At 36.5% G+C, this 21,979-nt stretch carries 21 protein-coding genes and 1 pseudogene; 7 read left to right on the forward strand and 15 right to left on the reverse strand.

Annotated features, from left to right (window positions below; genetic code table 11):
* Positions 1–79: 79 nt before the first annotated feature.
* A complete protein-coding gene (locus tag BEN26_RS11910; protein WP_069798616.1) occupies positions 80–625 on the forward strand; it encodes a hypothetical protein in 546 nt (181 codons plus the stop codon).
* Positions 626–702: 77 nt separating this feature from the next.
* On the opposite strand, the gene BEN26_RS11915 is transcribed toward BEN26_RS11910, so the two are convergent.
* The 6 genes from BEN26_RS11915 to BEN26_RS11940 form a co-directional block, all read right to left on the reverse strand.
* Positions 703–1,530, reverse strand: coding sequence for a carbohydrate ABC transporter permease (locus tag BEN26_RS11915; protein ID WP_069798614.1), 828 nt, complete (start codon positions 1,528–1,530; stop codon positions 703–705).
* A 17-nt stretch (positions 1,531–1,547) separates the two neighbouring features.
* Positions 1,548–2,450, reverse strand: coding sequence for a carbohydrate ABC transporter permease (locus tag BEN26_RS11920; protein ID WP_069798612.1), 903 nt, complete (start codon positions 2,448–2,450; stop codon positions 1,548–1,550).
* 84 nt (positions 2,451–2,534) lie between these two features.
* Positions 2,535–3,815 (reverse strand): ABC transporter substrate-binding protein, encoded by a 1,281-nt coding sequence (locus BEN26_RS11925; protein ID WP_399168451.1) that lies wholly within the window; start codon positions 3,813–3,815, stop codon positions 2,535–2,537.
* Between the two features lie 28 nt (positions 3,816–3,843).
* Positions 3,844–5,943 (reverse strand): amylo-alpha-1,6-glucosidase, encoded by a 2,100-nt coding sequence (locus BEN26_RS11930; RefSeq protein ID WP_069798608.1) that lies wholly within the window; start codon positions 5,941–5,943, stop codon positions 3,844–3,846.
* A 119-nt stretch (positions 5,944–6,062) separates the two neighbouring features.
* The gene (locus tag BEN26_RS11935; RefSeq protein ID WP_069798606.1) at positions 6,063–7,082 is read right to left on the reverse strand and encodes a LacI family DNA-binding transcriptional regulator; all 1,020 of its coding nucleotides are present in this window, start codon (positions 7,080–7,082) and stop codon (positions 6,063–6,065) included.
* Between the two features lie 118 nt (positions 7,083–7,200).
* A complete protein-coding gene (locus tag BEN26_RS11940) occupies positions 7,201–7,989 on the reverse strand; it encodes an HAD family hydrolase (protein WP_069798604.1) in 789 nt (262 codons plus the stop codon).
* Between the two features lie 396 nt (positions 7,990–8,385).
* Here BEN26_RS11940 and BEN26_RS11945 point away from each other — a divergent pair, with 396 nt between their 5' ends.
* Positions 8,386–9,666 carry a L,D-transpeptidase family protein gene (locus BEN26_RS11945; protein ID WP_069798601.1) on the forward strand — a complete coding sequence of 427 codons (1,281 nt, stop codon included), beginning with the start codon at positions 8,386–8,388 and terminating at the stop codon, positions 9,664–9,666.
* A gap of 33 nt (positions 9,667–9,699) precedes the next feature.
* Here BEN26_RS11945 and lipA read toward each other — a convergent pair whose 3' ends face one another.
* Entirely contained in the window at positions 9,700–10,596 is an 897-nt protein-coding gene (gene lipA / locus BEN26_RS11950) for a lipoyl synthase (RefSeq protein ID WP_069798599.1), read from the reverse strand.
* Between the two features lie 14 nt (positions 10,597–10,610).
* Entirely contained in the window at positions 10,611–11,447 is an 837-nt protein-coding gene (locus BEN26_RS11955) for a lipoate--protein ligase family protein (protein ID WP_181482290.1), read from the reverse strand.
* Between the two features lie 165 nt (positions 11,448–11,612).
* On the opposite strand from BEN26_RS11955, the gene BEN26_RS11960 reads away from it, so the two are divergent.
* The gene (locus BEN26_RS11960) at positions 11,613–11,801 is read left to right on the forward strand and encodes a hypothetical protein (protein WP_068724977.1); all 189 of its coding nucleotides are present in this window, start codon (positions 11,613–11,615) and stop codon (positions 11,799–11,801) included.
* Positions 11,802–11,857: 56 nt separating this feature from the next.
* Here the strand turns inward: BEN26_RS11960 and BEN26_RS11965 are convergent, their stop codons facing one another.
* Complete coding sequence (locus BEN26_RS11965; protein ID WP_068724979.1) at positions 11,858–12,076, reverse strand: hypothetical protein; 219 nt, start codon at positions 12,074–12,076, stop codon at positions 11,858–11,860.
* Positions 12,077–12,392: 316 nt separating this feature from the next.
* Between BEN26_RS11965 and BEN26_RS11970 the strand changes: the two genes are divergently transcribed.
* Positions 12,393–13,304: a GNAT family N-acetyltransferase gene (locus BEN26_RS11970; protein WP_069798595.1), complete on the forward strand. Its 912-nt coding sequence runs from the start codon at positions 12,393–12,395 to the stop codon at positions 13,302–13,304.
* Here the strand turns inward: BEN26_RS11970 and BEN26_RS11975 are convergent.
* From BEN26_RS11975 to BEN26_RS11995, 5 genes are all read right to left on the reverse strand, one after another.
* Positions 13,228–14,010 (reverse strand): glycosyltransferase family 2 protein, encoded by a 783-nt coding sequence (locus tag BEN26_RS11975; RefSeq protein ID WP_069798593.1) that lies wholly within the window; start codon positions 14,008–14,010, stop codon positions 13,228–13,230. The two genes, BEN26_RS11970 and BEN26_RS11975, sit on opposite strands and share 77 nt — an antisense overlap.
* Before the next feature lie 29 nt (positions 14,011–14,039).
* Positions 14,040–14,972 (reverse strand): UDP-glucuronic acid decarboxylase family protein, encoded by a 933-nt coding sequence (locus BEN26_RS11980; protein ID WP_069798591.1) that lies wholly within the window; start codon positions 14,970–14,972, stop codon positions 14,040–14,042.
* Positions 14,969–16,300, reverse strand: coding sequence for a UDP-glucose dehydrogenase family protein (locus tag BEN26_RS11985; RefSeq protein WP_069798589.1), 1,332 nt, complete (start codon positions 16,298–16,300; stop codon positions 14,969–14,971). Before BEN26_RS11985 ends, BEN26_RS11980 begins: the two co-directional genes overlap by 4 nt.
* Before the next feature lie 124 nt (positions 16,301–16,424).
* Positions 16,425–17,666, reverse strand: coding sequence for a glycosyltransferase family 2 protein (locus BEN26_RS11990; RefSeq protein ID WP_084818764.1), 1,242 nt, complete (start codon positions 17,664–17,666; stop codon positions 16,425–16,427).
* A 9-nt stretch (positions 17,667–17,675) separates the two neighbouring features.
* Positions 17,676–18,908: a glycosyltransferase family 2 protein gene (locus tag BEN26_RS11995; RefSeq protein ID WP_069798584.1), complete on the reverse strand. Its 1,233-nt coding sequence runs from the start codon at positions 18,906–18,908 to the stop codon at positions 17,676–17,678.
* A gap of 144 nt (positions 18,909–19,052) precedes the next feature.
* Between BEN26_RS11995 and BEN26_RS12000 the strand changes: the two genes are divergently transcribed.
* Positions 19,053–20,294, forward strand: coding sequence for a glycosyltransferase family 2 protein (locus BEN26_RS12000; protein ID WP_069798582.1), 1,242 nt, complete (start codon positions 19,053–19,055; stop codon positions 20,292–20,294).
* 73 nt (positions 20,295–20,367) lie between these two features.
* Here BEN26_RS12000 and BEN26_RS12005 read toward each other — a convergent pair whose 3' ends face one another.
* Entirely contained in the window at positions 20,368–21,411 is a 1,044-nt protein-coding gene (locus BEN26_RS12005; RefSeq protein ID WP_069798580.1) for an NAD-dependent epimerase/dehydratase family protein, read from the reverse strand.
* 236 nt (positions 21,412–21,647) lie between these two features.
* Here BEN26_RS12005 and BEN26_RS12010 point away from each other — a divergent pair.
* Together BEN26_RS12010 and BEN26_RS12015 are read left to right on the forward strand one after the other, a co-directional pair.
* Positions 21,648–21,728 (forward strand): annotated as a pseudogene (locus BEN26_RS12010) (IS200/IS605 family transposase); the annotation flags it as partial.
* Between the two features lie 11 nt (positions 21,729–21,739).
* Positions 21,740–21,979 (forward strand): helix-turn-helix domain-containing protein (locus tag BEN26_RS12015; RefSeq protein WP_181482175.1); only part of this gene is annotated, 240 nt, incomplete at its 3' end.

The raw sequence follows: 21,979 nt of genomic DNA on the forward strand, positions 1-21,979 counted from the left end.
TATTTGTCATGCTTACGGACCAGTTCTATTATGCATATTTTATAAGTGAACCTTATTCTTTAAAAGGGAGGTAAATTTTTTGGCCAAAAACAACTTTTTCGATGCGTTAAAACGATTAGGTAATATGGGGCAGCAATCAAATGGACCAATTGGGGGTAAAAGAGGGCCAGGGCCTGGAGGCAAAAGACAAGGTGGTTTTGGGCGTGGTCCAATAGGACCTGGTGGTAGACAAGGTAGGCCTGGTGGGCGCGGTCCCGGCGGTTTTGGACCCGGCGGACCCGCTGGACCTGATGGTTTCGGGCCTGGTCCCGGCGGTTTTGGACCTGGCGGACCCGCTGGACCTGGTGGTTTCGGGCCTGGTCCCGGTGGTTTTGGACCTGGCGGACCCGCTGGACCTGGTGGTTTCGGGCCTGGTCCCGGCGGTTTTGGACCTGGCGGACCCGCTGGACCTGATGGTTTCGGGCCTGGTCCCGGCGGTTTTGGACCTGGCGGACCCGCTGGACCTGATGGTTTCGGGCCTGGTCCCGGCGGTTTTGGACCTGGCGGACCCGCTGGACCTGATGGTTTCGGGCCCGGTCCATTAAGAAATGTTCCTGACCCGGATGATGAACCTGGACCTAGGTAAATTACTTTCTATTAAAAGGAAAGAAAGCCAAGAGGCTGTCACTCTTGGCTTTTTGTTTCTCTTATTTCTATACCTATCTACTTTCCACCTGTAAAGGTAATGCCCTTAATAAAGTAACGATTAAAGAAGGCATAGATGACTAATACCGGCAAGGTAAAAACCATCGATGCGGCCATGATGAGATTCCAATAGCTTACGTACTGATCTTTAAAAGTATTTAATCCGATCGGAAGTGTAAACATTTCTTGATCTGATAAAATAACTAATGGTCCCATAAAGTTATTCCAGAACCCCATGAAAACAAAGATCGCCTGAGCGGCTAAAGCTGGTCTGGCTAAAGGCAAAACGATTCGGAAGAAAGTACCAAATCGGCTTAATCCATCGATAGCAGCTGCCTCTTCTAATTCTTTAGGGAAATTGATAAAGAATTGCCTCATCATGAAAATAAACGTCGCATTTACCATACCAGGGACAATTAAGCCTTGATATGAATTTAGCCATCCTAATGTTTTTAAAATAAGATAGTTTGGAATCATTGTCACCTGTGCTGGAATCATAAGTACTGCTAAAATCAAAATAAATAAACTATTCTTTCCTGGAAAACTTAGGCGAGCTAATGCATATCCAGCCATAGAATTAAAAAGAAGGTTTAAGGAAGTTCCAACAACTCCTATGATAACACTATTTAGTAACCAACGTGGAAATAATGCTTGTTCCACAAAGATTTGGCGATAGTTATCAAAAGTAAAGTTTTTTGGAACAAAATTCATTGACCCTTCAAGAATTTCGGATAAGGGTTTAAAGGAGGAAGACAATGCCCATAAAAAAGGTAAAACAGTAACTACAGCATAGAGAATAAGAATGGCATATAGAAATATTTTACTAAATCGTATTTTTCTCTGCATCTTTTCTCTCTCCTCCCCTAATATAAAGATTCCTCTTTAGAAAATTTGCGTTGCAATAAGGTAGCGATTAAGATGATGGCAGCAAGGATAAATGCAAGAGCCGCTGCATAACCCATCGTACCTATGTTTTTAAAAGCATATTGGTAAATTAAAAGTACAACGGTTAAGGTAGAATTATTTGGTCCACCTGAACCTCCTGAAAAGATATAAGACTGGTCAAACAATTGGAATGTACCAATGATTCCCATAATCACAACAAATGAAGTGACAGGCTTTAATATCGGGACAGTGATATACCAAAACTTTTGGATCGCATTTGCTCCATCAATCTCTGCTGCTTCATAGATTTGATCAGAAATATCTTGTAAAGCAGCTAAGTAAATAACCATGAAATAAGGTGCAGTTGACCAGATATTCATAATCATAATCGCAATTAAAGCGACTTTTGGATCCCCAACCCAATTATAGGTAGGTAGTCCAAACATGCTTAAAATTTGGTTAACCAACCCATTTTGGTTATACATCCACATGAAGATCAACGTTAATACAGCCGAAGAAGTTAAAGTTGGTAAAAAATAAATAATTCTAAAAAATCGTTGTCCCTTTAAACCTGCATTTAATGTAGCGGCTAATAACAGAGCCAAAAATGTTTGAACTGGAACAACGATAAGCACATAAAACCCTGTATTCTTTAATGCGATTAAGGCACGTTGATCAGTAAAAAATCGCGTAAAATTATCAAGTCCTAAATATTGAAAGTCCATGCCTCCTAGTAATTTTACCTTATGAAAAGCTAAAAACACCGCAAATAAAATCGGTGCTACAAGAAACAAGCCTAGGGTAAAAATAGTGGGCGACATAAATAGATAACCTTGTGCAGCTTCTCCTAATGCTCTTTTGCTGTATTTCCTTGTAGCCATTGTTTCTCACTCCTTTTAAAGCTGCGCTTTCCTTTTGAAGAATAGAAGGGGATAAGTACCCTCCCCCTCATGTATAGTTAAAAATTATTGATTTGCTTGAATCTCATTATTCGCTTGATCTTGAGCTTCCTTTAACGCCTCATTTAAAGGACGATCCCCAAGAAATGCACTGACAAATTGGTTATTAAAATTATTCATAATGATCGGTAAGTTAACTCCACCTTGCCATACAGTGGCATAGCCAGCCCCTTCAATCATTGGCGCACGAAGTGGATCTTTGTCAAAACCTAATTCTGCTGCAACCGATTTACGAGTAGGTAATGCAATACCTTTACTTGTCCAGATCTTCATCCCTTCTTTTCCCGTTAAGAAGGAGATCAGTTTCCAAGCAGCTTCTTTATTTTTCGATTCTTTATTCATAACATAGGCAACAGTATACGCCATTGTACCTTTATTTCCATTGATCGTTGGAACTTCTGCAGTAGCGTAATCTAAATAAGGGAAATTACTTTCTAAGAAAGGTATCGCCCAAGGTCCTTCAATGACCATTGCAGCTTTTCCTTGTCCAAACATGTCTCCACCCCAATCAGCTCCAACTTCTGATGGTTGTGCAGATGTTTTATCAACAACATGTTGGTCTACGATTGGTTGTAATGCATTTACTGCTTTGTCACTAGCAAAATTTGCTTTGTCATCTTTTACAACTTGGTCTCCTGTAGATTGAGCGACATACATCAAACGAGCTAGCTCAGGGGCAACGCCAAAACCATATACCTCTGTACCTTTTGTCAATTTTTTAGAAATCTCTCTTAACTCATCCCAAGTTTTCGGAGGATTCTTAATTCCAGCATCTGCAAACATTTTTTTGTTATAGAATAAAGCTAATGTTGAAAAGTCCTTTGGAAAACCGTAAATATTTCCATCTTTTCCTTTAAACGCATCAAGCATTGGTTTTTCAAAATCATTTACATCGAAATCATCAGTTACATAATCATCTAATGGTTCTAATACACCAGTTTCAATTAGTCCTGGTGCCTCAAATGCATCTAAGAAAAAGACATCAGCCGCTTGCCCACCCACTAAACGGGTTTTCATGACATCCATATATTGATCAGCAATTACTTCGAATTTTACGTCAATATTTGGATTTTTTTCTTTAAATGCATCTAGAGTTTGATTAAATAACTTGGTTTCTTCTGGTGAGGAACCCCAACCCGCTAAAGTAATTTGAATCTTCTCTCCTTGGGCAGTTCCTTGATCTTTTCCTTTGTCAGCCTCTTCATTCGATGAGCTACAACCTGCTAAAATCCCTGTCAGTAATAACGTCAAAATCGTAATGATGGTAAAGACTTTTTTCGTTTTCATCATTTTAACCCCTCTCTTTTTTTCATTCTTATTTTAAATTTTGAGTCACGTTATACCCTGTAGTGTTTTTATCAATTGAAACCTCTAGAGTACCGTTTTTGCGTTCAATAGTTATTGCTAATTCACCTTTACCAATTTTAAGTTGCGAGACTTTTAGTCGATTGATATCCTCTGGTAATACAGGATTTAATGTAATCGTTTGATCTAAGCTATTTGGAAAAAGACCTAGAATCGCTTGAACAAATAATAAAGGAGTACCTGCTGCCCAAGCTTGTGGTGAGCAAGCAACTGGATATTCAACTACATGGCCTAGAGTATCCTCATATCCACAGAACAACTCAGGAAGTCTAGTATATTCAAAATGAGTAGCAGCCTTTATAAGGCCTTGAATCACTGTGTTTGCAGCAGCGGATTGCTTCGTTCTACTCATTCCAAGAACAATCAGACTATTATCATGTGGCCAAACGCTCCCATCATGATAACTCATAGGGTTATATCCTGCCTCACCTATTCCCATCGTGCGAATTCCATAACCAGTAAACATCTTAGGTGAAACAAGAAGATCACTAACCTTTTTAGCATTTTCCTCGTCTAAGATCCCAGATAATAGTAAATGTCCTGGGTTAGATGTAAGAGTTCCTACTTGAGCTTTTTCTTTGTCCAAAGCAATCGCATAAAATTGTTGGTCTTGCATCCAGAAAGATGAATTAAATTTTTCTTTTAATTGCTCTGCTTCACTATGTAATTGCTTAGCAAGATCAAGATTACCAAGATTTTGATAAATCTCTGCAATGCCTATTTTACCTTGATAAACATACCCCTGAACCTCAGCTAATGCAATTGGAGCTTTGGCATAATCCCCATTTCGATGAACGACAGAATCACCAGAATCTTTCCATCCTTGGTTTGCAATTCCTTTTGATGCCTCTTGGTAATATTCAACAAATAAATCTCCATCACGATCGCCATATTCGTCGATCCATGTTAAAGCTCTTTTTACATTGGCTTCAAGCTTTTTAAATAGTTCTAAATCCCCTGTCCATTTTACATATTCAGTAAGTAGAACTAAAAAAAGTGGTGTGGCATCAATGGTTCCATAATAAGGTGTAAAAGGAATCTGATTCGTATTTGCTAATTCACCAAAACGAAGTTCATGCATGATTTTACCTGGTTGTTCATCACGCCATGTGTCAATTTTAGTACCTTGGTAAGCAGCCATTGTTAGAAGTGTTCCTTTTGCAATTTCAGCGTTAAATGGGAGCATTTGTAGTGCTGCTATTAAGCTGTCGCGACCAAACGGCACGCCAAACCACGGTAATCCAGCTACAGGAAATAGTCCAAACCCAAGATCAGTTAATAAGACTCTAAGATCATCAATACCACGCTTAATCATTGATTGAAAAATAGGATGATCTGTTTCTACCTTTGTTGTATTTGTTTCCCATTCACGATAAGATTGTTCTAAGAAATCTAGAGCTTTTTTTGGCTCTATAACTTCCTTAACTTGTTCACCTATCTCAGGTTGAATCATCAACGTAATTACTTTTTCCTCTTCATGTGACAGAGATAAGTTAAAATAAAGATCTCCATCTTCCGTAACGCTTGTAGCAGGGAAGTCCCAACTGATCGATGTTGCTCGATGAATATCATCAGCCCCTTGATAATGAAAACGTATTGTATTTCCTTCTAAGGACTGTCTAGTACGTTTCCCTACCTTGCCAGTTTGAAATCCTCGAACGATAAACATATCTTTAAAATCTACATCAAAGTGAAAACTTAATTCAAATTTCACACGTTTTGGATAATAATTTTTAGTTTTAACCATTTCGTAGAGTACACCATTATAGATGAAGCGCTTACGTTCAATCTCTACTGATTCCCTCCACAAAATCAATTCTCCATCTTTTTCCATGTGAGGATTCGTTAAGATGATCTTTGCTAAGTAGTTTTGATCAGCCAACGAAGACAAAAGTATTGGCTCCTGCCCATTTATTTTTAAATCTAACTTGCTCAGGAATCGAGTATCTTTGGTATAAAGCCCCAACCCATTTGGATGGTTCTCATAGATATCCCCTTTTTCATCTGTAAGCAAAAATAAATCGTTTTCTTTAATTACTCGATAGTCCATTCTCAAACCTCCAAGTTGCCTAAACAAATTATTTGCTAGTTTCAATTTATCCAAAACGTTTTGGAATCAACATATAAAGAAACCGAAACGTTTTGGTTTTGTATCAAAAAAATTTCATTCTATGTGTTGATAGGTTTTGCAGTTGATTCCCTTGTAATGAGTTGGGTATCTAAAACTTTTACATGAGAGCTTATTTTTTCTTCTAGCATATGAACGATCATCGTTGCTGCTTCATATCCTATCATATATTTATCCTGAGAAATTGTAGTAAGGGATGGAGAAGAATAAGATGCTAAAATAATGTCATCATAGCCAATCACTGATAGATCTTCTGGAACATTCCTTCCTAGTTCTTTCGCTGCTTTTATCACACCAATAGCCATTAGGTCACTAGCACAAAATAATGCAGTGATCTCTGGGTGCTTTGTTAGTAACGTTAATGTTCTTTCTTTAGCCACTTCTTCCAAAAATTGTCCATTGATCACCCATTCTTGATGGAATGGTATATCATGATCCACAAGTGCTTGCTTATAACCTTCTAATCTTTGTCTACTTACAAAAGCCTGATCATGACCATTGACTATCCCAATATTGCGATGACCTAACTCAGCGAGATATTGTACTGCTTTTTTGGCACCATAGATATTATCTGTGGTAACATAGCCTACTTGATGGCCTTCAACTGGAACATCGATCAAAACGACAGGTATTTCACTTTCCACTACCTCTTGCAAGTATGGATCATCCGTTTTTATCCCAGCTAGGATTACCCCATCGACTCGTCGTTCACGACAAAGCTGTGTATAGGTTTTCAATTGTTGTTTAGATGAGGTAGTACTAAACAAAACAATATCATAACCTAATTCACCAGCCCTATCATTGATGCCAGACAAAACTTCAAACAAAAAATTATCCTTTGCCCCTGAGCGAGTAAGTCCAGAAACGAGTAAGCCAATCGTCTTAGTTTTATTCATTACTAGACTTCTAGCCAAAAAATTCGGGCTATAATTTAGCTGTTCGCTGATCGCCTTAATTTTTGCTCTAGTTTTTTCATTTACGTCATCATATCCATTTAAAGCACGAGAGACCGTCGTGACAGAAACCCCTGCTGCCTTTGCAATGTCTTTTATCGTTGCCACGGAACTTCCTCCAAAACGTTTTGGATTGTGAATACATCTTTACTATACATCTAAAAGAAAACGATTTCAATCATTTTTTTGTAAGCAAAGTTTTATTTTTATTGAAAAAAATTACCAATTATATATACTTTTCTAGAAAATAGGCCACGCCATCTTCATCATGATTTATGGTTGTATCCTTTGCAACCTGTTTTAAATCAGCAATGGCATTACCCATCGCGACACCCATTCCAACGTTTGTGATCATTTCTATATCATTGTTCCCATCACCAAAAGCAATCGTTCTTGCTGGATCAAGATCATAGTAAGTTAATACCTCTTTTAATGCATGCCATTTGGAAGTACCCTTTGGCATGATCTCAATATATCCTGGTGATTTTAATAGATAGATTTGGTCAGATAATGATTCTTCTAATTCTTCATGGTGAAAAATTACTTGGCGATCTTTAAGAAAAATTTCAAATTTAGAAATATCATGTTGTAAAAGATGAGCAAAATCACCAATGTAATCAGGTGTACGTTGAAAGGAAACTTTCCACCACTCTACGACTTGGTCATTTGTTAAACTGTATACAAGTTGATCATAAAAACCCAAAATATTGCTTACATGTGGTTTGAAGCCTTCTAAAATAGATATTGCAACTTCCTTTGGCATTGTAAAATGTTTCATATTCCTATCATTTATCCGATCATAAATCATCGTTCCATTGGAACAAATCATGACTGTTTCCAGACCTAATTGTTGATGAAAGTGAGCAGAAGCTGCTGGTGCTCTTCCTGTTGCAAGAAAAACCTTTACCCCTTTATCTATTAGTTTCTTTAGAACCTCTTTATTTCGATTGGATATCTTCGTCTGCTTATTTAATAGAGTTCCATCTAGATCAAGTACAACCGCTTGAATTTCCATTATGATCTCGCCTCTCCTTCACTGATGAATTTTTTCTCCATATTTTTTAATCATATCATAAAAGGTATATTTTTCGAAACTTCCATGTCTATTACATGCTCTATTTTAATTGCTAGCTTGTTGCTTTTGTGTGATATACTCGCGAATGTACCTGTTGCGGTAATTTTGCGTTTTATAACAACTCTTACTTCTGTATGGTTGCAGTTGATTCTGGCAGTTTGTGCGCAGTGCCTGGTAATACCACCTCATTTTCAGCGTGAATCACAACAAATTGAAATCACGCTAAAGATTAAGAAATAAATTATATCCTTCATCTTTTCATTTTTTGGGCCTTACCTTCATACAATGAGTCATTGACGGGGTTAAATTACAAAAGGAAGGTGAAGAGGTGAAGGAATGAAAATAAAAGTTTTTATGCTTGCACTATTCTTTTTCATGACAAGTAGTCCTTTATTTGTTCAAGCAGAGGAAACACAGAACCACTATATTATCATCAATAAAACCACAAACAAACTTGCCTATTTTGTTGGTACAGAATTAAAAAAAGTGTTTCCAGTGGCAACTGGCAGAAAAGCTGAGTATACTCCAGAAGGAAGCTTTAAGATTGTTCAGAAGATTAAAAACCGGCCTTATTACAAATTAAACATTCCTGGAGGAGATCCAAAAAATCCTTTAGGGCCTCGTTGGATGGGGTTTAATGCAAGAGGAACAAATGGGGATACCTATGGGATTCATGGAAATAGTAATCCTTTATCGATTGGCACATATGCCTCTGCTGGCTGTGTACGAATGAATAATGATGATGTAATTTGGTTATTTGACCAAGTCCCGATTGGTGCCAAAGTTTATATCGTCTCCTCTAAAAAAGGCTTCTTGCAATTAGCTGAAGATTTTGGCTACAAAGTAACTTCTTTAGCCGTTGCTCTTAATGAAACTTTATCCATTGACATCAACATCAATTTAGATCATCAGCCTTTCTCTTTACCTAAAAATAATCCAAGCGTCCTAAAAGATGGACATATTTTACTTCCATTAAAGCCATTGATGGGTCGACTAGGGTATCAGTTAACCTGGGACGCTGCAACTAATCAGGTTCATATTGCTAATCAAAAACAGGATTTTACCATACAAATAAACAAGAATACCATGCATAAAAATGATAAAGCCATCGAACTTGATATTGCCCCCACAATCATTAATGGTTCCACGTATATTTCACCAAAGACATTAGGGATACTTCTCGAATCTCAAATGAATTGGGATGAAAAGAATTTAATTATCGACATCTACACCATTCCCACTCCATCTATTCAGTTAGATAATGGAACATTCTTTGCTTTACCTGAAAATTATCATAGTTATGTGAGAAATAACCGATTGATGGTTCCCCTCAAACCAATCGCTGATCAATTTGGCTATTTGATCCAATGGGATTCATCATCAAATCGTATTGGTCTAGCACATCCACAAAAAAATTCAACCCTTTCAATCCAGATCAATCAATCAGATTTAATAAAAAACGGGCAGCTTTATTCTCTTGATGTTGCTCCAGAACTTCAAGAAAATAGTACCTATATCTCCTTACAAACCTTACAATTATGGCTAGACTTGCAATTGGAATGGAATCAGGAACAAAATATCATACAAATAGTTGTAAATGTGGAAAAGAGCACCTAATTCGGTGCTCTTCATTCGTTTCTACAAAAAGTTCTAATTGATAATTTCTTGATTTAACACTTTGCTTGCCGCATTTACTTGTTCGTCCGCATGGTAAGAAGAGCGAACTAGTGGGCCTGATTCACAATGACTGAATCCTTTACTTAAAGCAATTTCCTTCAATTCTGCAAATTCATCGGGATGCCAATATTTCTCTACAGGTAAATGCTTTTTCGTTGGTTGTAAATATTGACCAATAGTAAGAATATCTACATCATTTGCCCGTAAATCATCCATCGCTTCCAAAATTTCTTCCTTTGTTTCTCCTAAACCTACCATAATACTTGATTTTGTTGGAATCTCTGGATTTAGCTCTTTCGCACGACGTAAAAATTCTAAAGAACGATCATACTTAGCTTTTGAACGAACTCGATCAGATAAACGTCTTACCGTTTCAATATTATGGTTTAAAATATCAGGTCGTGCATCCATCAATATTTTGAGATTCTCGAATACTCCCCCCATATCTGAAGGAAGGACCTCTATTGTCGTTAATGGGTTTAACTTACGAGTTGCTCGAATGGTTTCTGCAAAAATAGAAGCTCCACCGTCTTTTAGATCATCTCTAGCTACAGCCGTAATGACAACATGGTGTAATCCCATCTGTTTCACTGACTCTGCTATACGCGCTGGTTCTTGCAAATCTAACTCTGTAGGCATTCCCGTTGTCACGGCACAAAAACGGCAACCTCTCGTACAAATGTCCCCTAAGATCATAAAAGTTGCAGTTTTCCTTACTGCCCAACATTCATGGATATTGGGACACCTTGCTTCTTCACAAACAGTATGTAATTTTTTGGCCCGAATCATCTTTTTTAAGCCACGAAAATTTTCATTTGTATTAATCTTAATCTTTAACCAATCTTTTTTTTCCCTTTCCTGTTTAGCCATGTTTTTACTCCTTTCTAGCGAGCAAATGTCCATTCCTCATGTTCATAACGTTTTTTGGCTAATTCCTCAACAAAATTCATCTCATCCTCTGTTAATGTATACGGTTCTAGCCTTATATTCAATCCTTTTTCAAAACCGCTTTTAAATGCCTCTCTTACTTCTTCCAAGTTGATTTTACGCGTTGCGATCTGGTTAATCGCAACCGCCTTATTTTTAAAATTACGCTGCATGCGTTCTCTTACTCGATCACTTGAGTATTGAAATAAATCAAAAAGGATGTCTTCATCTAAATCTAACAGAATTGAACCATGTTGTAGAATTACACCCTTTTGTCTGGTTTGAGCACTTCCTGCTACTTTCCTTCCCTCGACAACCAGTTCATACCAAGAGGGTGCATCAAAACAAACAGAGGATCGAGGATTTTTTAGCATATCAAGCTCTTCCTTGGTTTCTGGTACAGAAAAATAAGCATGAAGCCCTAATTGTTTAAATCCTTCTAACAGACCAAGGCTAATGATCCGATATGCCTCTGTTACGGTTTTGGGCATTTTGGGATGTTTTTCAGAAATAACAACACTATAAGTTAATTCCTTATCATGGAGCACTGCTCTTCCTCCTGTTAATCGTCTAACAAGGCCTATTCCGTGCTCCTTTACTTTTTGCAAGTTGATTTCTTTATGTAGCTTTTGAAAATATCCAATCGAAAGCGTAGCTGGATCCCAACCATAAAAACGAATCGTGGGAGGAAACTGTCCCTTACTATGCCATTCTAATAACGCTTCATCTAAAGCCATATTGATTGAAGGAGAGTATGTTTGATAATCAATAAATCGCCAAATTTCCATTATTATTGTAGCTCCTCTATTTTAAAAATAACCAGTTTCTTAAAATAATGATACGTTAAAAAACCAATCTTGTCCAAAAAAAAATCCATGTTTGACGATTGACACTTGTCTACAGCAAATAAGTTCTCTTTTCATATGATGTAGTATCAAAAAGGAAAGGGGGAAAAGAAAATGGAATTCATTAAACAACTTTTACAGGCTCGCGCAAATGCTTTACTTCCTGTCACTATTGTCCGCCAAGACAACAACGTTACCTATACAAACGTGCAAGTTGCTTTCCTTAATGACAAAGCCGTTGGTGTTGCTGTAGGTAACCAAATCCGCGTAATCCCATTAGAGCGCATCCTCGAAGTAAGATAATTGTAGAAAAGAAAGTAACCCATCCTTGACCACTAAGAACGGAAAGGCAGAGGCTCCTACCCTTTGCCTTTCCTATTTTTTTTGATTGCTGGAGCAATGGCTAGGATCGAAGAAAAAGGAATATCAATCGCACCAGAAATAGTGGTAAGAGTAACAAAATCTCGATGGACTTTTGCAACAGTTCCCTTAAAAGTTCCACCACTGGTAAGATAGATGGTCACTTCTTGTAACAACCGTTCATAGATGAATAATCGGTCTAAAAGTCGTATCCTCAACTTTTTCCCCCTGCTCTATATTTATGTGTAAAACTGGTAAAATTCTCTCCATATTAACCTAATTCTATGGATTTGGGCGTTTGCTTTATGTGAAGGATCGCTTTATCTGAATAACTTATTGTAGATAAATGCAAAAAAATACTTTTCAGTGAATCTATAGGCAAGGAGGAACGGTATGAAATGATTAAAGGAAGGAGATCCTTATGGTTAGAAAGAAGCCAAGCAGAATCATGAACTTTAAAAAAATTATCCCTTACTCCATCGAAAATTCCCATATCACCAACCATGCAGTAACAGGAGAAAAAAGGTAATTAAAATGGCTGAACCATTATTTCGACTAGCAAATGAAGAAGACTTCCCAAGAATTTGTCAGTTATACCAGCTGCCAAAAGAACATCCTAAATGCAAACAAATAGAACGATGGTTAAAAAGTGGGTCCCAAATCATCCATGTTGCTGAATTAAATGAGCAAATTGTGGGTTGTGTAGCTATTCGTTTTCCAAAACAAACAGAGGCATGGCTGTCTCATAAAATCATTGATTCTTCTGTACAAAACCAGGGGCTAGGAACAAAAATGGCACAGTATGAAGAAAAATATGCAAAAGCAAAAGGCACAACGTTTTTGCGCCTAGCCACTCGAATTGATAATGCTCCAATTCACTGGGTGATTGGGGAAAAACTACATTATTATAAACTAACCAGATGGTTACGCCTCCGCCGACTAATTCCTAAAGCCGTCCATCTTCATTCATCTTTTTTAAATTTAAATCATGCAAAAAGCTCCCAAATTCATTGGTTTAAGAATTTAACAATGATAAGGCCCTATATCCAAAACCATATCGATTATTATTCTTCAGATCATTTAATCCCCTATATGAAAAATCTAAACATGTACACTTCGTTACAACTGAACGATCCATCGATTCTCGATTTCTATCAAGCCTTAGCTGTAATTCAGAATAAAAAAATAAAAGGAGTGGCTATCTACCATTACTCCTCAACAAAAAAAGAAATCATTATTGATCAACTCTATGTGGACCATCAGGACGATGCCTACCTTCTGCTATATCACTTAAGCCAATTCGCAGCAAAGAAAAAACTTCTTTTTTCATTATTAGCAGCTAAACCAACTTATCCGATTATTCCTGTGATTAGATTTTGGACGAAATCTTCTCGTCTTTTACAAACTCCTGACTTGTTTGTATTTGGGAAAAAACTTTCCTCATAAGGACTTGCAAAACAGGCGAATAATCCTTTCTCATCCTATCTTCTATACTAGCCTGTAAATAAAAAGATAGAACTTGAGGAATATGAATGAATCTCCCAACAGAAAAGAGGTTGGCCAAAACGACCAATTCTGAGAAATATTTGCCTTCTCCCAAAAAATCAACAGGCCAACCTCCTGTTTCTTTGATAGCCTCTATATTAAAAAGAACAGGGGAAGGCCAAAATGATTCACAAAAGATGTCTTTTATTTCTTTGATAGTAGTATTCTGTTTTTCTCCAATATATCGATATTTGGAATAGGTTTGAAATAGTCTTTGATCTGCATAGGCCGCAACAACATTTTGCCCTTTTTCCTCTTTCTCTGGTATGATAGATATAAATTGTTCAATCGCATGAGGTTGTAAAATGACAAATGGTGAAAGAGCCATCATGTATACCCCGTTTGAGTAATCAAGAGCATATTTGATGGCTTGCCCTTCTCCAGTTGTATGAACTAAAGATAGGTGACGAGAAGAAATAGAATGGTGTTTGCAAAATGACTCGACCACTTTAGAAGTCCCATCAGTAGAATGGTCATTGATAAAAATACATTCAACATTTGTTTGATTTTGTGTAAGTATACTTTGAAGTAAAGATGTAATCATTTGCTGTTGGTTTTGGTAGGGAATGATCAGTGATACTAAGGGGTTATTTTTTATCTTTTTCATCAACTTTTTGATCTCCAATAATCGAACCTTTATATTTTGTAATAAGCAATTGTTTGCTTCAATCCCTCTACTAAAGGTATTTTTGGTTCCCAAGCTAATTTTGACTTCGCCAAACTTATATCTGGATTTCGTTTTACGGGATCGTCTATAGGTAGCGGTAAATAGACTATTTTTGATTGTGAAGCAGTTAATTTAATTACTATCTCCGCAAGCTCCTTGATTGTGAACTCACTTTGATTTCCTATATTAACAGGTCCTATAAAATCGTCTGAACCATTCATCATTCTCATCATTCCCTCTATTAGGTCATCAATATAACAAAAGGAACGAGTCTGAAAACCATCTCCATAGATGGTAAGCTCTTTATTTTGAAGGGCTTGAACAATAAAATTACTTACAACCCTTCCATCATCACGATTCATCTTTGGCCCGTATGTGTTAAATATTCGAATCACTCGGACATTCACATGGTATTGACGATGATAGTCAAAAACAAGTGCTTCTGCCGCTCTTTTTCCTTCATCATAGCAAGCTCTTGGTCCAATTGGATTTACATTTCCTCGATAACTTTCTGGTTGAGGATGAATCTCTGGATCCCCGTATACTTCACTCGTAGAAGCAAGTAATAATTTACTATTTACCTTTTTTGCTAGTTCAAGCATATTGATCGTTCCAATCACATTCGTTTTAAGTGTGTTGATTGGGTCTTTCTGATAATGAGTGGGTGAGGCTGGACAGGCGAGATGATAGATTTCATCCACCTCGAGATAAAAAGGTTCGATAATGTTATGATCAATACAAGTAAAAAATGGGTGACAATCAAAAGGTACAATGTTTTCTTTCTTTCCTGTATAGAAATTATCAACACAAATGACTTCATTGCCCTCTTTTAATAAACGCTCAATTAGATTTGAACCAATGAAACCAGCTCCACCAGTAACTAATATTCGCTTACGTTTCATTGTACCTTCGTCCTTCCAATCGAGTAATAAACAAAACCAGCTTTCTGCATCGCAATTGGATCAAATTGGTTACGCCCATCAAATAAAACTGGATATTTCATCCTTTTTTTAACGATTGATAAATCTGCCTCTTGATACATTTTCCATTCCGTAATTAGTAGCAAGGCGTCTGAATTCTTAATTGCTTCATATAGATCATCGAAGTAATAAATCCCATTATTCCCCAATAAAACACGAGTATTTTCAATTGCCGCTGGATCATGGGCATGTATCGTTGCCCCATGCCGTCTTAACTCCTTTATCGTTTCTATCGCTGGTGCCTCACGGATATCGTCAGTTTCCGGTTTAAATGCTAACCCCCATATTGCAATGACTTTTTCATGGAGATCTTCACCAAAAAATTGTAGAACTTTGTTTAGTAATTTTTGCTTTTGTTGACTGTTTACCTGCTCAACAGCCTTTACAATCTGAAGTTCCACCCGATACTCTTTTCCAGTTTGTATCAATGCTTTTACATCTTTTGGAAAACAAGATCCACCATAACCTAATCCAGCATTTAGAAAGGCCATTCCAACTCTAGTATCAGAGCCTAATCCAAGCTTCACTTCTTCAATATCAGCGCCTGTTGCCTCACATATGGCTGCAATTTCATTGATAAAACTGATTCGAGTCGCTAACATCGCATTAGTAGCATATTTCGTTAACTCAGCAGAGAAAATCGACATTTGAAGCAATGGATACCCTTGGTCTGTTAATGGACGGTATAGCTCCTTCATTAAAGCAGCTATTCGAGGATGATCTGTTCCAACGACAATACGGGAAGGATGCATAAAATCCTGAATGGCTGCCCCTTCACGAAGAAATTCCGGATTAGAAACCACATCAATTTCTATCTGATTTAGTCCTCGATTCGTTAACTGTTCTTTAATTACATTTTTTACCTTTTGCGCAGTTCCTACAGGTACCGTTGATTTATCTACAATAATTGTATAACGGTTGATATTTTGCCCAATCTCTTTTGCAACTTGAAGAACATGGGATAAGTCAGCTGATCCATCTTCATTTGGTGGTGTTCCAACCGCGATAAAAACAAACAAACTGAAATCAAGCATCTCTTTTAAATCTGTAGTAAAAGAAAGTCGTCCATTTTCCGAATTACGTTTAATCATTTCATAAAGACCTGGCTCATAGATAGGCACTTGTCCACTTTTCAACAATGAAATTTTATGTTGGTCTATATCTAGACATATGACATGGTGTCCCATTTCTGCAAAACAGGCTCCTACGACCAATCCTACGTAGCCGACACCTACAACCCCAACATTCATCTTAGTTCCCTCCGGTTCATTTTCCTTCTATGTCAAAAGCAAATTAAAATATTCTTCTAATAAATTATGAGTTAGAAGGATTTGGGTAACGGCAGTTGACTATTTTAAAAAAATAAGGTCAGCTTTACAAGTAAAAGCTTAAAAACCTTGGAATCGTTAAGATGTTTTTCTCAGTTGAATGATCGATTGACGTCCAATCAGCTTTTTTTATAAGATCTAAATGATAAATACAAAGGTCTGGTAAAATAGTTTGCGATTTCGATTTTATTTTTTTTCTTTTTGCTATTGCCCTCAAAACGATCTCACCCTTTCTTTCTTTCTCCTCCATTGTGTCAACAAAAATCTCAATACATTCAGGATTTAATATTTCGAAAGGCGATAAAATGAGTACATATTTCCCGTTAGCCAATTTTAAGGTTTCTTTTGAGATTGAATGATCGTTTATAAAAATGGTTTCAATATTTGGATAAGTTTGATGTGCAATACTTTGTCTAAGATAAGGTAATATTGCAGAATGATAAGGGTATGAAATAAGTAGAGATACAAGGGGGAGAGATCCAGAATCTCCTTTTTTCTCTTTAATGCTTATTTTGTTTTTTAAGTCTACGTCAACAAGGTAAGGTTCGTTCCATTCTTGTAATGCTCTTGCCAATAAATATTTATACATTGAATACCAAGCATTTCGGTTTTTATACGTAATACTGTCATATCTTCTTCTAACCACCATTGTTCGTTTAGGTAAATAAGCCATTTGATAATGTTTAAGCAAGCGAAATACTGTGGCTATATCTTCATATAATCGGCCTTCTGATGGATAATCTGTCACCCATCCCCCAATAGCAAGAAGGGCTTCTTTTCGATAGAAACGTGGGATAGGAACAAAGTAATTCTTCACCCACTGGATCCGATTAAGAAATGGACGAGCTACCACAGCTTGGTGTTTCATTAAGTTCTTTCCAACTTTTTTTACTGTCACATAGTCGGAGTATACTAGCGCAACAGTGGAAGGAAGCTTCTGCATATAATCAACAAATAATTGAAGTGCAAGAGGGTGTAACCAATCATCAGCATCCAATTCCAAAACATATTCTCCTTCTGCGATCTTTAATCCCTCATTTAATATTTTGCCTTTTCCCTGATTTTTCCTGAATCGTTTATATTGGATGCGAGAATCGTTTTTTATGATTGGGAGAATCCAATTTTTGCTTTTGTTTGTTGATCCATCATCTAATAAAATCAATTGCCAATTGGAATAACTTTGTTGTTTCACACTGGCAATGGCCTTTTTCATATATTTCTTTTCATTATAAAAGGCTAACAAAATCGTGACATAAGGTTTATTCCCAATTTTAACCCCTCCCATCATTTTTTTAGATTATAAATGGAACAGCATATGAAAGGTATCTATAAAAAGATCAAACTTTTCTAACTTTTTAATGGTATCTTCTTCAGTAAGAACTTGATTCTTTTTTTCAGGTTGATCGTCTAATCCGATTTGAAAAGAGAGATGATTTATTTTTTTCTCTTCTGCTAACAACTCTGCCACTTTATGAAGGAATAGTAAGTATGTTTCCTTAAGCAGCATAAATTGGTTAGGATATTCTTGATTGAGCTGTTTATATTCTTCTAAAATACGCTGTTCCTCTAATCGATCAATATACCCAGCAATCGTCATCGCATGTGTAGAGGTTTCAAATTCAGGATGTTTTCTTTGATAAATGAGGTAATTTTTAAACATATCACGGTGCTGTTGCTGCGTAGAAAAAGGATGTTCTTGGTGATAATGGGGGACTCCTTGATCGTTTTTTAAGACTGCCCCTATTTTATATAATCGATAACCCATATCTGTGTCTTCCAATCCCCACCCTTGATAATCCTCATCAAAATATCCCACCTTGTCTAATAGTTCTTTTTTTAAAGAGACATTTCCCGATAAAAAGGCCTGCCAAGGTAAATGATACCCAATTAATTGGTCCCCAAAATGCTTTCGCACATCTGCAAAAAGAGGTTTTGGAAACGTAAGCTGTTGATAAAATCTAGATTTAATCTCTTTTTGCGATAAAAGTGGGATTGGTTTTTGCGCCTGTTTCAATCTTTTTCGAATGGTTTTTAGATTTCTTAGATGATTTCCTGGAATGAGCTGCCAACGTCTGAGTAAAAGTGGTTTTCCCCGTATTAAAGAATAAAACTTTTCAATTTGATCATTACGAAAATCGGGGTACAACGTTGTATAGACCCCATATTGTCTTAGAGCTCCTGTAACTACCATGTTTTCTTCTTCCGAATGATTTTCCAAATGATTTGCTACAAAATGAGAATCGACAATGATTTCCGAGTCTAGGAATATAATCACACTCCCGTTTGCAAGCGAAATCCCTACATTTCTCGCTTTAGAACGACCTAGATTTTTATCATAGCGAATGTAATGATATTTAAACGGGGCTTTAAAGCTTTTTAATTTAGGGGTTAGATCTGTTGATGCGTCATCGATTAAGATCACTTCCATTTTAGATAAATCATATTTTTGATTTGCTAATGCATACAAGCTGAACAAATTTAAAGGGTATTTATTATATGAAGGCATAATGATACTTACATCCTTTTTCAATGACCATCCCCCATTTTACTAGGTTGTAACATAATTAAATTCATTTCAATATTTTATGCTGATATGGGTTTAGAAGATTGTTCCCATGCCTAGTCCATCTTCATATTGTAGATAGAAACTATTTATTACGAAGGGAAAGGTAATATGTTTATAGAGGTAAGTGTCATTATGATCTCCCACAATAAATATCCACAAAATTTGTTAACCCTTTATTCTTTCCAAAATCAAACTTATGACCCTGAAAAATTTGAAGTGATCTTTGTAGACGATTCTTCAACCGATCAAACAACCACTTTAAGCAACTTAGAAACACCTTTTACATTTAAATACGTACGAACTAAACATAATGTAGGTCGATCACGTGCTAAAAATATTGGTATTCAACATGCATCTGGAAAAATCCTTATTTTTTTAGATGTAGAAATGCTAGTCGATCCTGACTTTATTGAACATCATATTCATCTTCATCAAACGGAAGAAAACCTTGTTATCTCATGTACCAACCAGCAAAAAATCGTTTATACCGTATTGGATCCAAAATTTAATGAAAAACAAATCAAACGATTCTATTCCATGATTAAAACAAAACCAAAACTTCTGAGAAAATGGAAGCTATCTCTCTCGAATCACACTAAAAATATGCACTTGCTTTTGAGGTATATAAAAAGAATAAAAAGACCAGTTCCATTATTAGGTAAACAGGGGATTCAATCTTTATTTTTTCATCAACTTGCTTATCCAGATCCTACATTTCCTACGATAATCAGAGATTATGGGCCTTGGTTAAATGGATTCCATCTTCCTTGGATTTTTTGCATTACTAGAGCTGTCTCCTTTAGAAAAACTTTGCTAGATCAGGTAGGTTATTTTAATGAGGAATTTGCTGGTTGGGGTAGTGAAGATAATGAATTAGGTTATCGACTTTACAAAGCAGGAGCAACTTTTTATGATGCACCACAGATTGCAACCTATCATCAGGAGCATCCCTACATTTTGACGGAGAGAAAGAAAGAAATGATTGGAAACATTGTGAAGTTTCAACAGATTCATCCTGATATCGATGTAGCAGTGATCACATTACCCTTTATTGGTAAAGGAAGCTTTGTAAAAGCAAGTCAAGTTTTACATGAATATAGAACACTTTCTAATCAGTATCCTGAGCAAAATAAGACTTTTAGAGATACATTAAAGAAAGGACTTCAAGCGGCACTTAAAATGTTTTTGGAAAATCGAAGCCTAGTGAATTTAAGTGAATTTGTAGGATTAAAGGATGATGAAAAATGGAAGGAAACCGTGTTATCAGAGCTAAAAATCTTGCGATCTGATGATAGGTTTAAACGATTGGTAAAAGTATTTGATGAACTTTTTGGCGACATTGAAAACTAACATTAAGTCACTCTATTCACCTTACTTTTTTTACTCCAAGAACTTCTCCTTCTACTTTTGTGACAATTACTAGTCAAAAAATCTCCTCCATAATCATACGAATATCCTTTGTAATCTTCCATTCAGGATAATGAGAGGTAAACTTGCTTAAATCACTAATATACCAAATATGATCTCCTACTCGGTGATGTTCATTATAGGAATAATTTAATTTCTTTCCTGTGATTTCTTGCGCTAATTCAATCGCTTCAAGCATGGAAATATTAGAATATCTTCCTCCGCCAAGGTTATACACCTCTCCACCCTGTCTAGGATTTTGAAAAAAGGTATGGAATGCGGAAATCACATCGCTAGAAGCAATTACATCTCTTACTTGTTTGCCTTTATAGCCAAATATCGTGTAGGGAATACCATTGATTACACACTTCATTAAGTAATTAATAAATCCATGTAAGACGACTCCAGATTGTTTCGCCCCAGTTAACACTCCACCTCGAAAACAAACTGTTTTCATATTGAAGTATCTCCCATATTCCTGAACCAATATATCTGCAGCTAATTTAGATGCTCCAAATAAGGAGTGCATATTTTGATCGATACTCATATCCTCAGATATACCTTTATGATAAGGATGGTTTGAATCAATTTCGAAGCGAGTTTCACATTCAATCAAAGGAAGTTGATTTGGCCGATCACCATACACCTTATTCGTGGATGTATAGATAAATACTGCCTCAGGACAGAATTTACGCGTAGCTTCAAGCAAATGAAGGGTTCCATTTGCATTCACATGAAAGTCAGTCAATGGTTCTCTTGCTGCCCAATCATGTGAAGGCTGTGCTGCAGTATGAATAATTAATGAAATATCTTGTTTATATTCTTCAAATACTTCTTCTATTTTTTTATAGTCTCTTATATCAATATCATAATGTCTATATTTAGATCCAAGTTTAAGTTTCAAATACTCACGATTGTTTATGGTCGAACCACCGGAACCAAAAAAATACTCCCTCATATTATTGTCGATCCCTATCACATCGTATCCCAAACCAACATAAAATTCAGCTGATTCCGAACCAATTAATCCAGAAGAACCTGTTATGACGACAACAGACACTAACACTCCCCCTAAATGTTTATTTAACTTCCCTCCGAAAGAAGTCTCCCACTTCTAAACGTGAAGGTGTGCCAGCACCAGTGAAAATGGGAGATGAATTTCGGTTAGGCGTAGCCTAAAGTTTTTTTTTGGCTATGATATAATCAGTCTTATATAAATGAAAGGCTGATATATCAATGAAATTAGACTGGGTGAAAATTACAATATTTCCTTAGTAGAATGAAATCACGATGTTGAGAAGCTTTTGCTTACTCACAACGGGTGGTGCGCCCATTGAAGTGATAAAGAAATATATAGAAAATCAAGGTATGAAGTGAGGTGATTCGATATGGCAAACAAAGCATATAAGTTCCGTCTGTACCCAACACAAGAACAAGAGCAATTTCTTGCGAAAACCTTCGGTTGCGTTCGTTTCGTCTACAATAAAATGTTGGCTGAACGAAAGGAAACATATGAGAAGTTCAAGGACGACAAAGAAGCCTTGAAAAAGCAAAAATTCCCGACTCCTGCCAAGTACAAAAAGGAGTTTGCATGGCTCAAAGAAGTCGATAGCCTTGCGTTGGCAAAC

It is taken from the genome of Tepidibacillus sp. HK-1, from assembly GCF_001748485.2.
GTDB lineage: Bacteria > Bacillota > Bacilli > Tepidibacillales > Tepidibacillaceae > Tepidibacillus_B > Tepidibacillus_B infernus.

Coding starts and splice junctions, on each gene's coding strand:
- BEN26_RS11915 (WP_069798614.1), bottom strand. CDS start 1,530: ATGCAGAGAAAAATACGATTTAGTAAAATATTTCTATATGCCATTCTT.
- BEN26_RS11920 (WP_069798612.1), bottom strand. CDS start 2,450: ATGGCTACAAGGAAATACAGCAAAAGAGCATTAGGAGAAGCTGCACAA.
- BEN26_RS11925 (WP_399168451.1), bottom strand. CDS start 3,815: ATGAAAACGAAAAAAGTCTTTACCATCATTACGATTTTGACGTTATTA.
- BEN26_RS11930 (WP_069798608.1), bottom strand. CDS start 5,943: ATGGACTATCGAGTAATTAAAGAAAACGATTTATTTTTGCTTACAGAT.
- BEN26_RS11940 (WP_069798604.1), bottom strand. CDS start 7,989: ATGGAAATTCAAGCGGTTGTACTTGATCTAGATGGAACTCTATTAAAT.
- BEN26_RS11945 (WP_069798601.1), top strand. CDS start 8,386: ATGAAAATAAAAGTTTTTATGCTTGCACTATTCTTTTTCATGACAAGT.
- lipA (WP_069798599.1), bottom strand. CDS start 10,596: ATGGCTAAACAGGAAAGGGAAAAAAAAGATTGGTTAAAGATTAAGATT.
- BEN26_RS11960 (WP_068724977.1), top strand. CDS start 11,613: ATGGAATTCATTAAACAACTTTTACAGGCTCGCGCAAATGCTTTACTT.
- BEN26_RS11970 (WP_069798595.1), top strand. CDS start 12,393: ATGGCTGAACCATTATTTCGACTAGCAAATGAAGAAGACTTCCCAAGA.
- BEN26_RS11975 (WP_069798593.1), bottom strand. CDS start 14,010: ATGAAAAAGATAAAAAATAACCCCTTAGTATCACTGATCATTCCCTAC.
- BEN26_RS11980 (WP_069798591.1), bottom strand. CDS start 14,972: ATGAAACGTAAGCGAATATTAGTTACTGGTGGAGCTGGTTTCATTGGT.
- BEN26_RS11985 (WP_069798589.1), bottom strand. CDS start 16,300: ATGAATGTTGGGGTTGTAGGTGTCGGCTACGTAGGATTGGTCGTAGGA.
- BEN26_RS11990 (WP_084818764.1), bottom strand. CDS start 17,666: ATGATGGGAGGGGTTAAAATTGGGAATAAACCTTATGTCACGATTTTG.
- BEN26_RS12000 (WP_069798582.1), top strand. CDS start 19,053: ATGTTTATAGAGGTAAGTGTCATTATGATCTCCCACAATAAATATCCA.